The organism is Reichenbachiella sp. 5M10 (assembly GCF_002742335.1).
Taxonomy (GTDB): Bacteria; Bacteroidota; Bacteroidia; order Cytophagales; family Cyclobacteriaceae; genus Reichenbachiella.
This window is the reverse complement of sequence record NZ_MDGR01000007.1, coordinates 1852172-1867448: the sequence shown is the minus strand read 5'-3', so window position 1 is coordinate 1867448 and position 15277 is coordinate 1852172. Positions and strand designations below refer to the sequence as shown.

Annotated in this window: 11 protein-coding genes; 7 read left to right on the top strand and 4 right to left on the bottom strand. The window is 42.8% G+C overall.

The window, feature by feature from the left end; translation table 11 throughout:
• The first annotated feature begins 27 nt into the window (after positions 1-27).
• Positions 28-246: a hypothetical protein gene (locus tag BFP72_RS07500; protein WP_099598544.1), complete on the top strand. Its 219-nt coding sequence runs from the start codon at positions 28-30 to the stop codon at positions 244-246.
• 56 nt (positions 247-302) lie between these two features.
• On the opposite strand, the gene greB is transcribed toward BFP72_RS07500, so the two are convergent.
• Positions 303-818, bottom strand: coding sequence for a transcription elongation factor GreB (gene greB, locus BFP72_RS07495; protein ID WP_099598543.1), 516 nt, complete (start codon positions 816-818; stop codon positions 303-305).
• Positions 819-1491: 673 nt separating this feature from the next.
• Here greB and BFP72_RS07485 point away from each other — a divergent pair.
• From BFP72_RS07485 to BFP72_RS07465, 5 genes are all read left to right on the top strand, one after another.
• On the top strand, positions 1492-4353 hold the full coding sequence (locus BFP72_RS07485; RefSeq protein WP_099598541.1) for an ATP-binding protein: 2862 nt from the start codon (positions 1492-1494) through the stop codon (positions 4351-4353).
• 242 nt (positions 4354-4595) lie between these two features.
• Positions 4596-7445 (top strand): tail fiber domain-containing protein, encoded by a 2850-nt coding sequence (locus BFP72_RS07480; protein WP_099598540.1) that lies wholly within the window; start codon positions 4596-4598, stop codon positions 7443-7445.
• Between the two features lie 39 nt (positions 7446-7484).
• On the top strand, positions 7485-8717 hold the full coding sequence (locus BFP72_RS07475; protein ID WP_099598539.1) for a T9SS type A sorting domain-containing protein: 1233 nt from the start codon (positions 7485-7487) through the stop codon (positions 8715-8717).
• Between the two features lie 199 nt (positions 8718-8916).
• Positions 8917-9732, top strand: coding sequence for a hypothetical protein (locus tag BFP72_RS07470; protein ID WP_099598538.1), 816 nt, complete (start codon positions 8917-8919; stop codon positions 9730-9732).
• Positions 9716-10414: a hypothetical protein gene (locus tag BFP72_RS07465; RefSeq protein WP_099598537.1), complete on the top strand. Its 699-nt coding sequence runs from the start codon at positions 9716-9718 to the stop codon at positions 10412-10414. Before BFP72_RS07470 ends, BFP72_RS07465 begins: the two co-directional genes overlap by 17 nt.
• A 152-nt stretch (positions 10415-10566) precedes the next feature.
• On the opposite strand, the gene BFP72_RS07460 is transcribed toward BFP72_RS07465, so the two are convergent.
• Both BFP72_RS07460 and BFP72_RS07455 read right to left on the bottom strand, forming a co-directional pair.
• Positions 10567-11454 (bottom strand): inositol monophosphatase family protein, encoded by an 888-nt coding sequence (locus BFP72_RS07460; RefSeq protein ID WP_099598536.1) that lies wholly within the window; start codon positions 11452-11454, stop codon positions 10567-10569.
• Between the two features lie 34 nt (positions 11455-11488).
• Positions 11489-12472: an oxidoreductase family protein gene (locus BFP72_RS07455; protein ID WP_099598535.1), complete on the bottom strand. Its 984-nt coding sequence runs from the start codon at positions 12470-12472 to the stop codon at positions 11489-11491.
• 524 nt (positions 12473-12996) lie between these two features.
• Here BFP72_RS07455 and BFP72_RS07450 point away from each other — a divergent pair.
• Positions 12997-14637 (top strand): ABC-F family ATP-binding cassette domain-containing protein, encoded by a 1641-nt coding sequence (locus BFP72_RS07450; RefSeq protein ID WP_099598534.1) that lies wholly within the window; start codon positions 12997-12999, stop codon positions 14635-14637.
• Between the two features lie 98 nt (positions 14638-14735).
• On the opposite strand, the gene BFP72_RS07445 is transcribed toward BFP72_RS07450, so the two are convergent.
• Positions 14736-15266, bottom strand: a complete 531-nt coding sequence (locus BFP72_RS07445) for a HEAT repeat domain-containing protein (RefSeq protein ID WP_099598533.1) — start codon at positions 15264-15266, stop codon at positions 14736-14738.
• Positions 15267-15277: the final 11 nt, after the last annotated feature.

The following is a 15277-nucleotide window of genomic DNA, read 5'->3' as shown; positions in this document are numbered from 1 at the left end:
TTGTTTTCATCTAACCAATTAGATTTCATGCAGGTAGAGACTGGCCTATTAATAATTCTATCGATTATCTTCTCATTCAACATTTCACAGGCCAGTTCGGACGGTAACGATCACAAGGATGGGAGCGAAGGAGTCATATCTTACGATGGTGAAGAAACCTTGTCATTGAATGGTGAGTGGCGGTTGTTCTGGAATCAGCTGTACAGTGAAGACAGTGATCTCCTGACAAATGGAACGGTACACTAGTCAACGAGCTAGAAATTTCAACTTCTGAAAATCACGGTCAAAATGGACTAAGTACACTACTTGTCATACTCAATCTTAAGAATCTCCCACACAAAATCACCCATTTTGGTTTTAACTATCGCTTCATCTCCAACAGTTTTATCAAGAAGCGCTTTGGCCATTGGGGAGTCCATAGAGATATAATCTTTGTTACTTTTTAACTCTTCATAACCAACAAGACGAAAACGTTTTTGGAGACCTTTCTCTTCGTTTTTAATTTCTACCCAAGCACCAAATTTTACTATTCCTTCTTGGTTGGGGTGGTAGTTGATGACTTTAAAGTCATCAATGCACTTACGCAAATAACGTAGGCGACTATCAATTTCTCGAAGACGCTTTTTGTTGTAATGATAATCGGCATTTTCTGAACGATCTCCCAAACTTGCGGCCCATGTCACCTTAGCAGTGACGTCTGGGCGTTCCACTCGCCACAAGTGATCGTGCTCTTCCCTCAGTTTTTGTAAGCCTTCGGAAGTAATCATTTGTGAGCGATTGAGTTTTGGTAGCGTTGATTCTGGAATTTTTCGCCTCATATTCAATGATCTTGTTTTGAAAACTTTCGCAAGATAATATAACGATAGATAGTTTGCTTGTGTAGAACTATCAATAGATGTGCAATAATGTAATCGTATTATGACCAGACGTCCCTGTTAAATCAGCTTTAGGGTATGGGTTGGCATTGTTATATAATGTCCCGTGTTATGTTAATATAGCTTGGGAGCTTTTTGAAGGGTTATCCCGAACGCTTTCGGGACCCGAGAAAAGCCGAGGGCTGGTAATAAAGTTTTGGGAAGGATTTTTCTACACAACAAGAGGGCAGGAGCTTACATACTCTTTTGACATTTTCGCCTGTGTGTTTGGATTGAGCGAATGACAAATGTGTATGGAAGGTAGCGTTGATTATTTCCTTTTTCTTCTCGTGGTGTATTTGACTTGTTTATCCTTGAACTCTGATATTTCATCACTTAGTTTCTTATTCGCATTATCCAGTAGTTCATTCTGAACTTTCATAATATGCAATAAATCGTGCATAGCATTCAAATTTTCCAATTGATGGTGATTAAGGAAAACGAAGTGTCTGATTTGAAGCGACTTATCCTCTGTATTGATTTTTTAAATGATAATTTTGGGTTTAACTAAATCATTCTGAATTGATTTAGCTTAGTTTGTTGCTTGATTTAAAAATTAAACTGGCTGTCATTCTAAATGGAAGCGTTGAACAGAAAAGTGTACATGCTACCATTCAGATACCATTTTTGCCTAGCAGTCATCATTTGTTTACTTGGGCATTCCTCTTGTCAGGCTCAGCAAAATTCTGCTCAAAATTTAATGGAAGAAACCTTTCTGTATCAGGGAGAGGATGAGATAACTTTAAGAGGGAATTGGCGATTTTATTATGGTCAATTATTAGAGTCATGCCCCAATGATTCGCCTTATTATACCATTCAACATGTACCTGATTTGTGGACTAACTATGAAATAGGTGGATCACAACCATCCGCTTTTGGACATGCCACTTATCAAGTCCCCATATTTTCCAAAGATGCATACGATGCGTCTGCCATTGAGGTCAAGGGGTGCTATAGTGCCTTTCGCCTATATCTCAATGGCGAGTTGATTCGATCGAGTGGTAAAGTGGGCACCTCTGCGATCACATCAGCACATAGCGTTCTTCCTTCAGTCAGTGAAGTGGCATTGGCACAAGGGGAAAACATACTGCAGCTTGAGATCAGTAATTATCAGCATAACAAAGGAGGGTTTTATGCAGACGTCATCCTTGGTACCAAATCATATTTAACTAACAAAAGGAACAAGCAAGCCCTGGTAGACATGTTTGTCATCGGGAGTTTGACCATGATAGGCTTGTTCTTTTTAGGCATGTATGCTTTTTGGAAAAGAGATTTAATGCTTTTGTATAATGCACTGTTCTGTATTTTTCAAGGCTTAAGAATTGGGTTCTTTGGGCGCCATGTATTGGCCATTGACGAGGAATCTTTTTGGGTGCTCAATGTGCACATGGAATATTTGACCTTTTATTTGGCTAATATGTTCTTGCTGCTCTTCTTTTCTCAGTCCTATAAAGATCAAATCGCGAACATTGTGAGAAAGTTGTGGGTAGTAGTGTCCTTGATCTTTGTGGCTAGCACTGTCCTATTTCCGTTGCACATTTATTCGATGTTCCTTCCAGTGTACTTAGTGTTGGCCACACTCATGAGCCTTTATGCCACTCTAATCCTCACACTATCAGTTGTCAATAGGGTAAGTGGTTCTCTGATCGCTGCGGTAAGTTGGTTGCTATTAATAATAGGCGTAGGTTCTACAGGATTGGTATATTTCAATATAGCCAGTGAAGTACTTTATCTGGGTTTTTGGAATCTATTATCGTATTTGGTGATGACTTTCGTTACCGCCCAAGGGTTTGGTAGGTCCTTCAAAAAACTCGAGAGGCTTCAAAAGGTCACTAGCGCACAAAGAGATGAAATAGAAACAGATAAGTCCATCATTGAAAAGCAAGCAGAAAAACTGAAAGAAATCAGTGCCATGCAAACCAGATGGTTTACCAACATGGCTCATGAGCTGCGAACACCTCTGACATTGATCCTTGGACCGATCAGGCAATTTTTGAATGCACCTTCAAGCCGATCATCCACGGGTATTGAAAATATTCAGTTGGCCGAAAAAAACAGTGTCGGCTTGCTAAGGTTGGTCAATGAAATATTGGATGTATCCAGGTTGGAATCCAATAGACTATCCCTTAACAAGAAACCTACTCACCTCACCCGTCTGATCAGGGAAACAGCTGCACAATTTGATTCGATTGCCAAACAAAAAGGAGTAATCCTGTCCATGCATATACTGGCTGATGTGGAATTAATGATAGACAAGGATCGAATTCAAAACGTTTTGATCAACTTGATTTCAAATGCCATGAAGTTTACCCATAAAGGTGAACAAGTGAAAATTTCGATAAGGCATAGTCAAGAGAAGAGCATAGAAATATCAGTAGCAGATACGGGGGATGGTATTCCAGAAAAAGACCTTCCTTTCATTTTTGAACGATTCTATCAAGCAGATGACCCCAATCGTTTGAATCAGGGAGGAACCGGTATAGGGCTGGCACTATGCCAGGAACTGGCCAGATTGCATGAAGGGAAACTTTCTGTAAGCAGTGAGCCGGGGAAAGGAAGTGTTTTCACTTTGATCTTGCCTGAAACACTGATCATAAACATTGATAATGCTTCTTGTTTACAACCTGTCACTTTGCTTTCGCCTGATTTTTCAATGGGTGAACTGATCCATCCCAATCCCATTATGCTAGATAAGGGGAGCCACAAGCCCACTGTTTTGCTGGTAGAGGACAATGCGGATATGAGGCAATATATAAGGAGTTTTATGTCAGAGATCTATCAGATAATAGAAGCCTCTGACGGCATAGAAGCCCTACGATGTTTAGATGAAACCATTCCAGACTTGATCATTTCAGACGTGATGATGCCGAGAATGGATGGCATAGAATTAGCCATGAAAGTAAAGGGGGATGACAAGTTAAAAAACATTCCTTTTATCACACTCACTGCCAAAGCCACAGAATCAGATAAAATTGAAACGCTGCGAATAGGTATCGATGATTATCTCATCAAACCATTTAACGCCCAGGAGCTAGCCGTCAGAGCAGCCAACTTGATCAATAATGGTAAAGAGCGAATGGCTAGTAATCCTATTGGTTCTGAAGAGGAAGTGACACCCAGTTTTAATGACAAATTGCTCTCAGAGATGAAAGAAGTGGTGTTGGATCAGTTGGGAAATAGCGCTTTTATAATCGATGATTTGGCCAACGCGCTAAACATGAGTGTTAGCTCTCTTAAACGGGTGATCAAAAAGGCTTCTGGTTTAAGCCCAGGAAAGTTCATTCGTGAAATCAGGTTGTTCCAAGCCAAAAATCTGCTACAAACCAAAAAGTACGCCACCGTACAGGAAGTCGTTTTTGCGGTAGGATTTGAGAATGCATCTCATTTTTCAAAACTATATTTTGAGCGATTTGGCAAACGCCCCTCTGAATATTTGTGAGCCATTACCCTTCCTAACGCATACCATAGTGTAGTCTGCATGCTTAACATCGGCTGCTTGACTTACTGATAGCCAACATCCAATTGAAATCCCTTAATTGGCCTAATTACGGCACTATATGACCTTTTTCGAGTAGTCAAATAGCAGCGCTAATCCTGAACTTTGTATCTGAAGTTTGGAGCCCATCCATAGACTACTTTTCTATGGAGGAGTTCATCATGTATTATCTGTAAACCAACTTTATGAAGAACGTACTATTCATATTATGCCTGTTGGCATTTAATAGGATGCAAGCACAAAACATCGGCATTAACGAGACCGGCGCTAGCCCAGATGCTTCTGCTATACTCGATGTGACATCCAGCGACAAAGGATTACTCATACCCAGAATGACCGAAACACAACGTGAGGGCATCTCTACCCCGGCGACAGGGCTACTGGTATATCAAACTGACAACCTATCTGGCTTTTGGTACTATACTGGCTCAGTATGGCAATATTTAAATGGTGGAGGAGAGTTTGAAAGCATTGATCATGTGATTCAAAGCACAACTGACCCAGATTATGATGATTTTGTTATAGGCAGTGCGAGTTTAGATAATGCCTCTAGCACTGGCGAAAGACGTATGTTTTTCGACAAAAGCAAAGCTGCCTTTAGGGTAGGAAGAGTAGAGGATGATTCATGGGATGAAGAAAATATCGGAAATTATTCCTTTGCAACTGGTTCTGGAACTAAAGCATCATCGTCATATTCAGTGGCCATGGGCAGGTCTACTTGGGCATCAGGAGATCAATCCACCGCCTTAGGTGCGTTTACTTATGCAGAAGCAGACTATTCTACAGCAATAGGAAGAGCAACCACCGCTTCAGGCAATGTTTCGATGGCCATGGGAAGTCAAAGTTCTGCCTCTGGGTATATCGCTACCGCCATGGGCAGATCTACCATCGCCTCAGGAGATGAATCTACTTCCATGGGTACCCATACAGAAGCACACTCGTATGGTGAAACAGCCATGGGGATATATTCTACTATATACACCCCCAATAGCGAGTCTACCTATGAAGCAGAAGACCGTCTATTAACCATTGGAAATGGAATAGATGATGAAAATAGGAGTGATGCATTGGTGATTTTGAAAAATGGCAGTACAGGACTTGGTATTTCTACTCCAGATGCTTCTGCCGTTTTGGATATGACAGCCACAGACAAGGGCATGCTCATTCCACGAATGACAGAAACGCAGCGTACAGCCATTTCATCAGCAGCTACTGGGCTACTTGTCTACCAAATCAACAATGAGCATGGTTTTTGGTTTTACAATGGAACCGAATGGGAGATGCTGAATGATGGGAGTTCTAGTGCTTCAGGGGAGTTTGAACGTGTAGGAGGCGTTGTTCGAAACGCAACAAATTATACAACAGACGATTTTGTGTTTGGCTCACCGCAACTAGAATATAGTGGAAATAGCGATCATACGAGTAGAATGTTTTTCGACAAAAGCGAAGGTTCTTTTAGAGCTGGTGAAGTTGAAGATGATCAATGGGATGGCATTAATCGCGGAGAAAATTCAGTGGCAATGGGATTTAATACAATCGCGTCAGGAGAAAGATCAACTGCCATGGGATATCACACAATAGCCTCTGGCAATTCATCTACTGCTATGGGTTATCTTACTATTGCTTCAGGTACTTCTTCACTGGCAATAGGAAATAGAACAGAAGCCTCCGGACTTTCAGCAATATCTACAGGATACGGTACTCGTGCCACAGGATGGGGTTCGGCCAGTATAGGACTTAGATCAACTGCATCAGGAACGGCATCAATGACTATTGGGGAAAATGCCATAGCGTCAGGAGAATATTCTTTTGCTCAAGGATACCGTTCTGAGTCACCTTCATATGCTGAAACGACCATCGGAGCGTGGGCGACTGAATATACAGCAAATAGTGCAACGGATTTTGATGCAAATGACCGCTTATTCACAATTGGCAATGGTAATGAATTTATTAGAAGCAATGCCCTAACCATTTTAAAGAATGGCAACATGACAGTAGGTGGAGAGCTTAGCGTTGAAGATGATATGACTGTGGATGGAGAGGTGAGCGTTGAGGATAACGGGGGTGCATTAAACATGATCGGTACCGACCATGTCTATATGCAATGGTATCCGGATGGTTTGGCTGCTGGCAGAAAAGGATATATAGGGTGGACCTCTGCTTCCAGTCAAAACTTTAGTATCGTTAGTGAAGCAGCCAATGCCCACATTGTATTAAGTACAGCAAGTGGTGGAAATGTAGGGATCGGCACTGCAGCACCTACACAAGCCAAATTGGTGGTCAATGGTAGTGTAGACAACCCATTAAGTTCCTATGGTTTCCTCAATAGCGCTGGTAATACTGGTACATCAACTGGAGCAGGATCTTATTCGATCTATGCGACCAGTCGTATCGCCACCTCAGAGATCAACGTGTTTTCAGATCAACGAATTAAAAACATCCAGGGACTATCCAATGCTACCAAAGACTTGGCACTTCTAACTAAAATAGAAGTAACGGATTACACGCTAAAAGATACCATCGCCAATGGAAATGGCTCGATCAAAAAAGTCATTGCCCAGCAAGTGAAGGAGGTCTATCCACAGGCTGTTTCAAATGCACTTACATCTGTAATTCCGGATATTTATCAACTTGCTGAAATAAAGAATGGCTGGATAGCATTGCCCACAGATTTGGCAAAAGGAAATAAAGTAAGGCTAATATTTGCCGAAAAAGAAGTGCTTACTGAAGTACTTGAAACGAATGGAAGTGGTTTTCGGGTTAACCTAGCGCACACCGGAAAAGTCTTTGTCTATGGCAAAGAGGTACATGACTTCCATACAGTCGACTATGAAGCCATCTCCATGCTCAACGTAAGTGCTACACAGGAGCTAGCCAAACGGATCATCAGGTTGGAAAAAGAAAAAGAATATACCTCGGAAGTGATTTCAAGATTAGAACAGCAGCTCAATGCCTTGGTGGATAAGGTGACCGCTATGGAGGATAGCCAAGATCACTTCACTACTGCCGCAAAGCAAAACGATAACGGTTTTTAGAGGGTAACTCACTTTCTAGTTTAAACTAAAACAGATAGCATGAAATACTTTGTGAGTTTCTTGATTGTATGTTTGCCATTAATAGGGGTAAGCCAGGCCAGATTGGTGATGAACGATGATATTTCCATGGTCATGGAAAACGAAGTAAAGTTGATCATTGACAATGGTAATGCCAATGCAATAACAGTTATTGGTGCAGGTGGTCATATTTTGCTCGCGTCAGAAAACGACGGGCTACAGTGGAAAATTGGAGACCATACCGGCACTTACAGCCTACCATTATCCACTCATTCCATGCAAAAAATACCCTTGGGGGTGACGATCACTGAAGCCGGCTCTGCGGATGGCACTTTATTTATCAGCTCTTATGAAACATCGGACGATCAAAACACGCCTTTGCCAGCGAGCGTGACGAGCATGAATAGCTCCATTGCGGGAGGAGAGGATGGTGGACTCTATGCCATCGATCGATTTTGGGTTATCAATGCGGACAGCTATACTTTTAAGCCCAATATGACCCTATCCTTTGGCTATGATGATAATGACAATGAAATGGGAATCGAAAATACCATCGATGAACCTAGCCTAGTCGCTCAATATTTCAATACCATGACCGACCAGTGGGAGGGGAATGAAGGAATAGTAGATTTCACAGAAAACTCGGTCTCAAATGTTGATGTTTTAGGATCAGCATTTCATGGAATATGGGCATTGGTAGGATATAGTAATCCGTTGCCCATCGAACTGTTAAGCTTTACAGGTAGGTATGTCAATCATTCCGTAGAATTGAAATGGTCCACTGCCAGCGAAGTGGATAACGACTATTTCACCATAGAGCGAGCCACAGCTGAATTCTCCTGGAAAGAAATTAAAAAAATAGATGGAGCTGGTCAGAGTACTACTATCCTTAACTACCAAGAGGTAGATTATCATGTCCCAAATGAGCAGTTGTACTACCGACTGAAACAAACGGACTATGATGGCTCTTTTGAGTATTCTGAAATGATTACAATTAATCAAGGCCTAAGTGATCAAATCCTTGCAATTTACCCCAATCCAGTTGGAGGGATGCTTAGTATTGAAATGTCAAATTTAGAGCATGCCGAACTGAAATTATTCAATAATTATGGACAACAAGTCGCCGCTACGTATAGCGTGAACAGCATGACAGGCAGAATTGACGTTTCTCAATTACCTAATGGTTTGTATTTCTTGGAATGCACTACATCCTCTCAAAAGTCGATCAAGAAAATATTGGTTAAGCACCAATAATCGGATTTACTACAATTGTCAAACTGGCGATAATCGTCATACAGCCGCACAGCAATAAACCATAGATATCTTATATGATGTCCTGCGTTATGTTAATATAGTTTTGGGGCAGGGGAGAGACTAATCATTTTTCTTTTTTGGGGAGGGTTAGGCCATATATAATCAACTTGCTCAATTTTCATTGGCTAACTTTAACTCCATGATTGATGAACAATTGAAATACGATTCGTTAATAATAAGCTTTGCCGAACATCAAAACCTTACTGAAAGTGAAAGGTACAGTCTGTTGACTTTGCATAATACTGTTGAAAGACCAGACGAGGATTCACTTTTTGAAATCATTAAGTGGATAAGAATTGAAAAAAGTGAAAACTACTTTTTTGATGTTTTGACAAGGAGTGAGAGACTAACTATTCGTGATATTTTAGAGAAAAGACGGAATAGTCCAGAAAAACTTAATAGGCATGAATATAACTATTTATGCTTTGTTTACTGGAAGTACTCAATTAATAGTCCCATTGCATATCCTGAGTTCCCTGATATCAAAAGAGTCACTCAAAATTCCTTCGAACAGGAATTTGTAAATACCAACGAAAGAAAAAAAATCTATTCCATGGTCATACAAGCCGCTCTGAGTTTTGTTGAGCAGATTAAATCGAATCAGTTAGAAATTGTGATCGGTGGTAGTTTTCTGAATAAGGGTGTAGATGCTCCTAACGATATAGATTTTATTCTATTAATACCATCTTCTTGCTTCGAGCATTTTCCAGTCATCAGCATAATGCAAAAATTGTTGGATCAATATCCAAAGGGTTCATCACAATCAGATAAAAGTTATCTTGATGGAGAAGTGTTACCTATTCAATATGACAAAAACAAATACCTGGTTTATAAATTATTTACCTTACTAGGTAATATCCCAGATGACAGGAAGCAGGATGGAATTGATTCTTTATCTTTTAAGAAAAGAAATCTTGTTCAATTAACAATCAAGGCAAATGACAATAGCAACTAACATCAGAAAAGCATTATTTATTTTAGGTGTGGTTTTTCACACTACTTGTTTTTCTCAATGTTCTCAACAAACATCTGGTGAATCGGTTGGAATCAAAAATTTTAAACTTGGTTGCAACGTCAGCGATTTCGAAATATTTGATGTTTTTGACTCATTGAAATACAACTATACAGTTAATCAAACATCTACCAAAATATTTGAATCAGCATGTTACTTTAAGAGAAATGAAGACACAGATGTATATGATTATTGCTTTAAAAAGGCAGTGGATGGAGATGAAGGAAGTATTTCTTTAGAGATTCAGAATAAATGCTGTCCGTTGAATAATGTTGACAAAACAACTCAAATAATTAAGAAATCCGATTTAGATCAAATTGGTGGCCATGACTGGCTTTTTATTGATTTCAGAGTTTTTAATGGCAAAATTTATGGGATTTCAGTTTTTCTTTTTTCCGATCAAGTAACAGACCAATTATTCGAAAGATATGGGGAAGTCAATGTTTCAAAACCTAATTCAGCATCAACAATATGGAATGTGGGATTATACCAAGTGAAATCCACGGAATATGATAACTACAACGGTGGTCATAAAGGAACTTTGGTTATTTATAATGATCTAAGTATAGAAAAGGAAATAATGTTAATCAGGAAGGAACAAAGAAAATCAAAAAGTGATTTTTAATAAAGGGTTGGCCAGCCAAAATACTGGGCGTTGGTAGGCATGTGTTGCGATAACTGATCTTATATTAACCATGCCTGGCGGCCTGGGCGTAAAATACCACAAGTGTTATATAATTTATATTATGTTAAATAGTTTATTTAAAACATCACCCCTCAATGGATTGATTCGAAGAAAGCAATCAAATGATCCGTGATCTGCTGTTCACTGCTATACAGCACGCCACAGTGATTCATGAAGGGTGTGTCTGGATTGTTGAGATGCAAGGGAGCTCCTGATAGATCGCTGACTGGGCGAGCCAGTTCACCAAAGAAACAGGCCGTGGCAGCATAGTCCCAGATACAGCCTCCACCCAATTGGGTTTTAGGAATTTTGAAAAACACCGCATGCTCATGCAGCGCCACATGACACGCTTGGAGTACCGCGCCCGACCCAGACACATAGACGACTCCTGACAAGTGCATTTCTTGCGCCACCGTATCGAGCATGGTACGCAGCGCTTCGTATCGTGGATGCACGGCCATCTGCTGATCCAAAAAGCAAACCAATTGGTCTGAGGTGTCGCTCATTTCTGTAGGTGCTTGCAGCGTCGAACGGACACCCTGTCCCTGTACAGCCACCATGTACTGTCGGGTGATCGGCTCGTGTACCACGCCGATGACGGGCACACCTGCTCGATCAATGAGTGCAATACTCACCGCATAGCCAGGCTTACGTGCTGTGAATGCCAAGGTCCCATCCAAGGGATCCACACACCAGAAATACTCCCTCGTCAAGCGTGAACCATCGTCTGGCAGTTCCTCTGTGAGCAGACCAATATCGTACCTCTCCCTGCTCTCCTGCAATCGCTCTAGGATCAGGGCTTGGCACTGCAAGTCTACCCATGTGACGACCGACGAAGCTTCACTGGACATCCCTTTTTTTCGGTCCACGACGATATCTCCCTCATTGTGTTGGCGAATGAACGCCGCAGCATCAGCTGCCGCACGCTCCGCGATGATGGACAAGGCCTTGAGTTCCGAAGGTTTCATTGGTTTGCTCATGGGACTATGGAAATTGGATTCATCTTATTCATCGTTACACTTCATGCTTTAGCTCGTCCAAGACCTCGTTTGTGAGGCGCTGACTGTAGCTATTCATCTTGTAGTGGCCGGGACTCCACCCATCCAGAAACCGATAGAAATCTGCCCAAGCGTACTTGTACAGTACCCTCCACTCTCCTACGAGTGACGGGATATTGATCCTCACGTCATACCGTCGGCAAGCGGATGTCAAGGTGTCAAAATAATGGTTCAGAAGTTCGGTTTCGTGAGAAGCACACGCCTGCTCACTCAGGCAACTACTCAGGAAGTATGCCACGTCTTTCATGCCACAGCCCCTACCGATGTATTGAAAATCTACGGCCGCTACTTCTGGCCCATTTTCGGAGAAACAAAAATTGGCAAGCTTGGCATCACCATGCACGAGTGTTTGGTACTGGGCTTGATTGAGTCGGGTATCGATGTCTTTCGCAGCGGATTGAAGCGCTTGGTTTGTCATGGCTTGCCACTCATCGGGTCGCGTATCGAGATGCCAGTAGCTGCCAATTTCCCAGAGCCCTGCAGGATCAGACTGCAAGTATCGAGCATGAAAATGCGCAAGCCATGACAAACAGGATTTGATTTGATCTTGCGTCAAATCGGTTGGGCGACTGGGGTAGCCCGATGCATTGAGATCTTCTAAAATCAAGAGCATCTCCCTCTCTCCTTGCCAGCCATCGATCCACTGTGGGACGCGACTGTATTCGTCAGTTAGCCGCGCCAATCCTTGGTACCAGTTCATCTCGACCTGATAGGATTTGAGTTTGCGCTGGTGTCCGATGAGGGTGTCCCACCCGCGAGGGTGATGGCTCTCATCGGGTAGTTGGATATGCTTCACCACGACAGACTTCCCTCCTGTCAGTTCGCAACGAAAGATCTCCCCATACCCACTCCATAGTGTCTGAATAGGTACTGTTCGAAGGATGTGGGCACGGTGATCAGTAGCCTCTAAGATGCGGCGGTGTAGTTCTGCAGTCGTCAAAAGAAAACGTTTGTTGATTGTAGTCGCAAGGTATACATAGCTTGCAAAAGGTCACAGAAGCACGGGGCAGCATTTGTGTACAATCCTGATTTTACACACGAGTGGGTACACAAAACAACCTGATCACGAACCCAACAGCCACGAAAGGGGCCCACCCTACTCGCATATCGACGGCCTTACTTCCAGTTTTCCCTGATAGATTTTGACTATATACTCTGCAATACACCTACTTAAAGTTATACTTTAAGTAGGTGTATAACTTGTTGATTTAGTGATTTTTATAATTTGTTGCGTAAACCATACTCTCGTCGTGGAACAGTCTATTTGAGGTTTGATGGACCTTCTACTTGGATCACTCTTAGGTTAGACCGTCCCTGGCTTAGGGTCTATATCACTTCTTGGTTCATATGTGGCAAGGGCTCGGATTGCTCCTCTACGAATCACGAAAACTATGACACTTTCACTCTGCAGCAGTTTAGTTTTGAATAGACTAATCCCTAACTTCGCGACTTAATCAGAGACTTATGATTTCAGTAGACGCAGTGGGAGTCGAGTTTAGCGGCACTACCTTATTCAACAACATCAATTTCAACATCAACCCTGAAGATCGCATCGCCCTCATGGGCAAAAATGGAGCAGGCAAATCCACGCTACTCAAGATCATCGCAGGCAAGGACAAACCCACTCACGGCAAAATCTCTGCTCCCAAAGAAGCGGTCATTGCCTATCTACCCCAACACCTCTTGGTCAATGACGATTGTAGTGTATTCGAAGAAGCATCCAAGGCATTTGATGAAGTACTCCAAATGAAAGCCGAACTGGATGGCTACAACCAACAACTCGAGACACGCACGGATTACGAGTCTGATGAGTATAGCAAAATCATCGAGAAAGTCTCAGAACTCAGTGAGAAGTACTACAGTATGGAAGAGGTCAATGTCGATGCAGAAGTCGAACTGACTTTGCTGGGATTGGGCTTTGAACGTACAGACTTTGTACGTCCAGCCGGTGAGTTTAGCGGTGGATGGCGTATGCGTATCGAACTGGCCAAAATCTTACTCAAGAAACCCGACCTGATTCTACTCGATGAACCGACCAATCATCTTGATATCGAATCAGTACAGTGGCTAGAGGACTTTCTCAAGAATGGCTCGAATGCCGTCATGGTCATCAGTCACGACAAGACCTTCGTCGACAACTTAACCAACCGCACCATCGAACTGACCGGTGGACGAATCTACGACTACAAAACCAACTACACACACTACCTGGAGCTGCGCAAAGAGCGCCGCGAGCAGCAGCAAAAGCAGTTTGACGATCAAGCCAAACAAATCGCGGACATCCAGCAGTTTATCGATCGTTTCAAAGGGACCTACTCCAAGACACTCTCTGTCCAGTCTCGAGTCAAAATGCTAGAGAAAATGGAGATTGTAGAAGTCGACGAAGTAGATACCTCTGCGCTCAACCTGAAATTCCCTCCTGCTCCGCGCTCCGGCAACTACCCCGTAATCGTGGACGGCCTGAGCAAAAGTTATGGAGAGCACACGGTTTTCAAAGACGTATCTTTGACAATCGCTCGTGGAGAGAAAGTTGCCTTTGTCGGCAAAAATGGTCAAGGTAAATCAACCCTCATCAAAGCTATCATGGGTGAGATCGAGCACGAAGGAGAAATGCAGCTCGGGCACAACAGCATGGTAGGGTACTTTGCCCAAAACCAAGCAGCTCTGCTGGATGAGAACTTGTCGGTATTTGAAACCATCGATGAGATCGCCAAGGGAGACATCCGCACGAAGGTGAAAGATCTCCTCGGAGCATTCATGTTCAGTGGAGAGGCAATCGACAAGAAGGTCAAAGTCCTCTCTGGCGGAGAGCGCACACGCTTGGCGATGATCAAGCTGCTCTTGCAACCGGTCAACTTACTGATCTTGGATGAGCCTACCAACCATCTTGACATCAAAACCAAGGACATCCTCAAGGATGCCCTCAAGGCTTTCGAAGGAACTATCATTCTCGTGTCTCACGACCGAGATTTTCTCGATGGTCTAGCCAGCAAAGTGTTTGAGTTTGGCAACCAGCGTGTCAAGGAACACTTCGAGGACATCAACGGCTTTTTGCGCAACAAGAAAATGGAGAATCTCCGTGAGATCGAACGCACTAGCAAATAGCTTCTCCAGACTGTACGTACGGTAGTACACTTCCAAATTACAGACCTAAGAGGAAGCATTCGAGACATGGTAGAGCTTTGCCAGTGCAAACGCACATTTTACAAGGGCATCTGATCATCCAGGAAGGCCGTGAGATCTTCGAATATCTCATCCACTTCTGCTTTTTTGAGGACGAATAAATCATCCTGTTTGACATTGTTGGAATAGTGATTCCAATGTTTGGTAGCTTTTTTGAGCACACGCGGGGTGATGTCAAAATCCTTGTGATCCAGTAGGTCCTTGGCAATCATCGACACTTTGAAATTACCAAAGAGGTAGAGTTTAAACAACTCCACATATACCCCGCTCACATCAAAGCCCTCGAGAACCGACAGCAATTCCCCTACTTGCCCTTCGTTTTGTTTGTCTTTGATAGCATCCAAGAGAGGCTCGAGACCTGCGGCGTTGTCTTTCATCAGTCCCAAGGTACGAGCAGCCATGTAGCGGGATTCGGCATGAGGGTGTTGGAGTAGTGTGAGCATAGCTTGTAAGACCTCTTCTGAGCCGATTCTTGCCAAGGCATCCGAAACTTCATACGCCTTGTCTCCCAGATCCCCCGAAAGCTCATTCACCATTGCTGCTATATCCATGCTTTATTCGT

Coding starts and splice junctions, on each gene's coding strand:
- BFP72_RS07500 (WP_099598544.1), top strand. CDS start 28: ATGCAGGTAGAGACTGGCCTATTAATAATTCTATCGATTATCTTCTCA.
- greB (WP_099598543.1), bottom strand. CDS start 818: ATGAGGCGAAAAATTCCAGAATCAACGCTACCAAAACTCAATCGCTCA.
- BFP72_RS07485 (WP_099598541.1), top strand. CDS start 1,492: ATGGAAGCGTTGAACAGAAAAGTGTACATGCTACCATTCAGATACCAT.
- BFP72_RS07480 (WP_099598540.1), top strand. CDS start 4,596: ATGAAGAACGTACTATTCATATTATGCCTGTTGGCATTTAATAGGATG.
- BFP72_RS07475 (WP_099598539.1), top strand. CDS start 7,485: ATGAAATACTTTGTGAGTTTCTTGATTGTATGTTTGCCATTAATAGGG.
- BFP72_RS07470 (WP_099598538.1), top strand. CDS start 8,917: ATGATTGATGAACAATTGAAATACGATTCGTTAATAATAAGCTTTGCC.
- BFP72_RS07465 (WP_099598537.1), top strand. CDS start 9,716: ATGACAATAGCAACTAACATCAGAAAAGCATTATTTATTTTAGGTGTG.
- BFP72_RS07460 (WP_099598536.1), bottom strand. CDS start 11,454: ATGAGCAAACCAATGAAACCTTCGGAACTCAAGGCCTTGTCCATCATC.
- BFP72_RS07450 (WP_099598534.1), top strand. CDS start 12,997: ATGATTTCAGTAGACGCAGTGGGAGTCGAGTTTAGCGGCACTACCTTA.
- BFP72_RS07445 (WP_099598533.1), bottom strand. CDS start 15,266: ATGGATATAGCAGCAATGGTGAATGAGCTTTCGGGGGATCTGGGAGAC.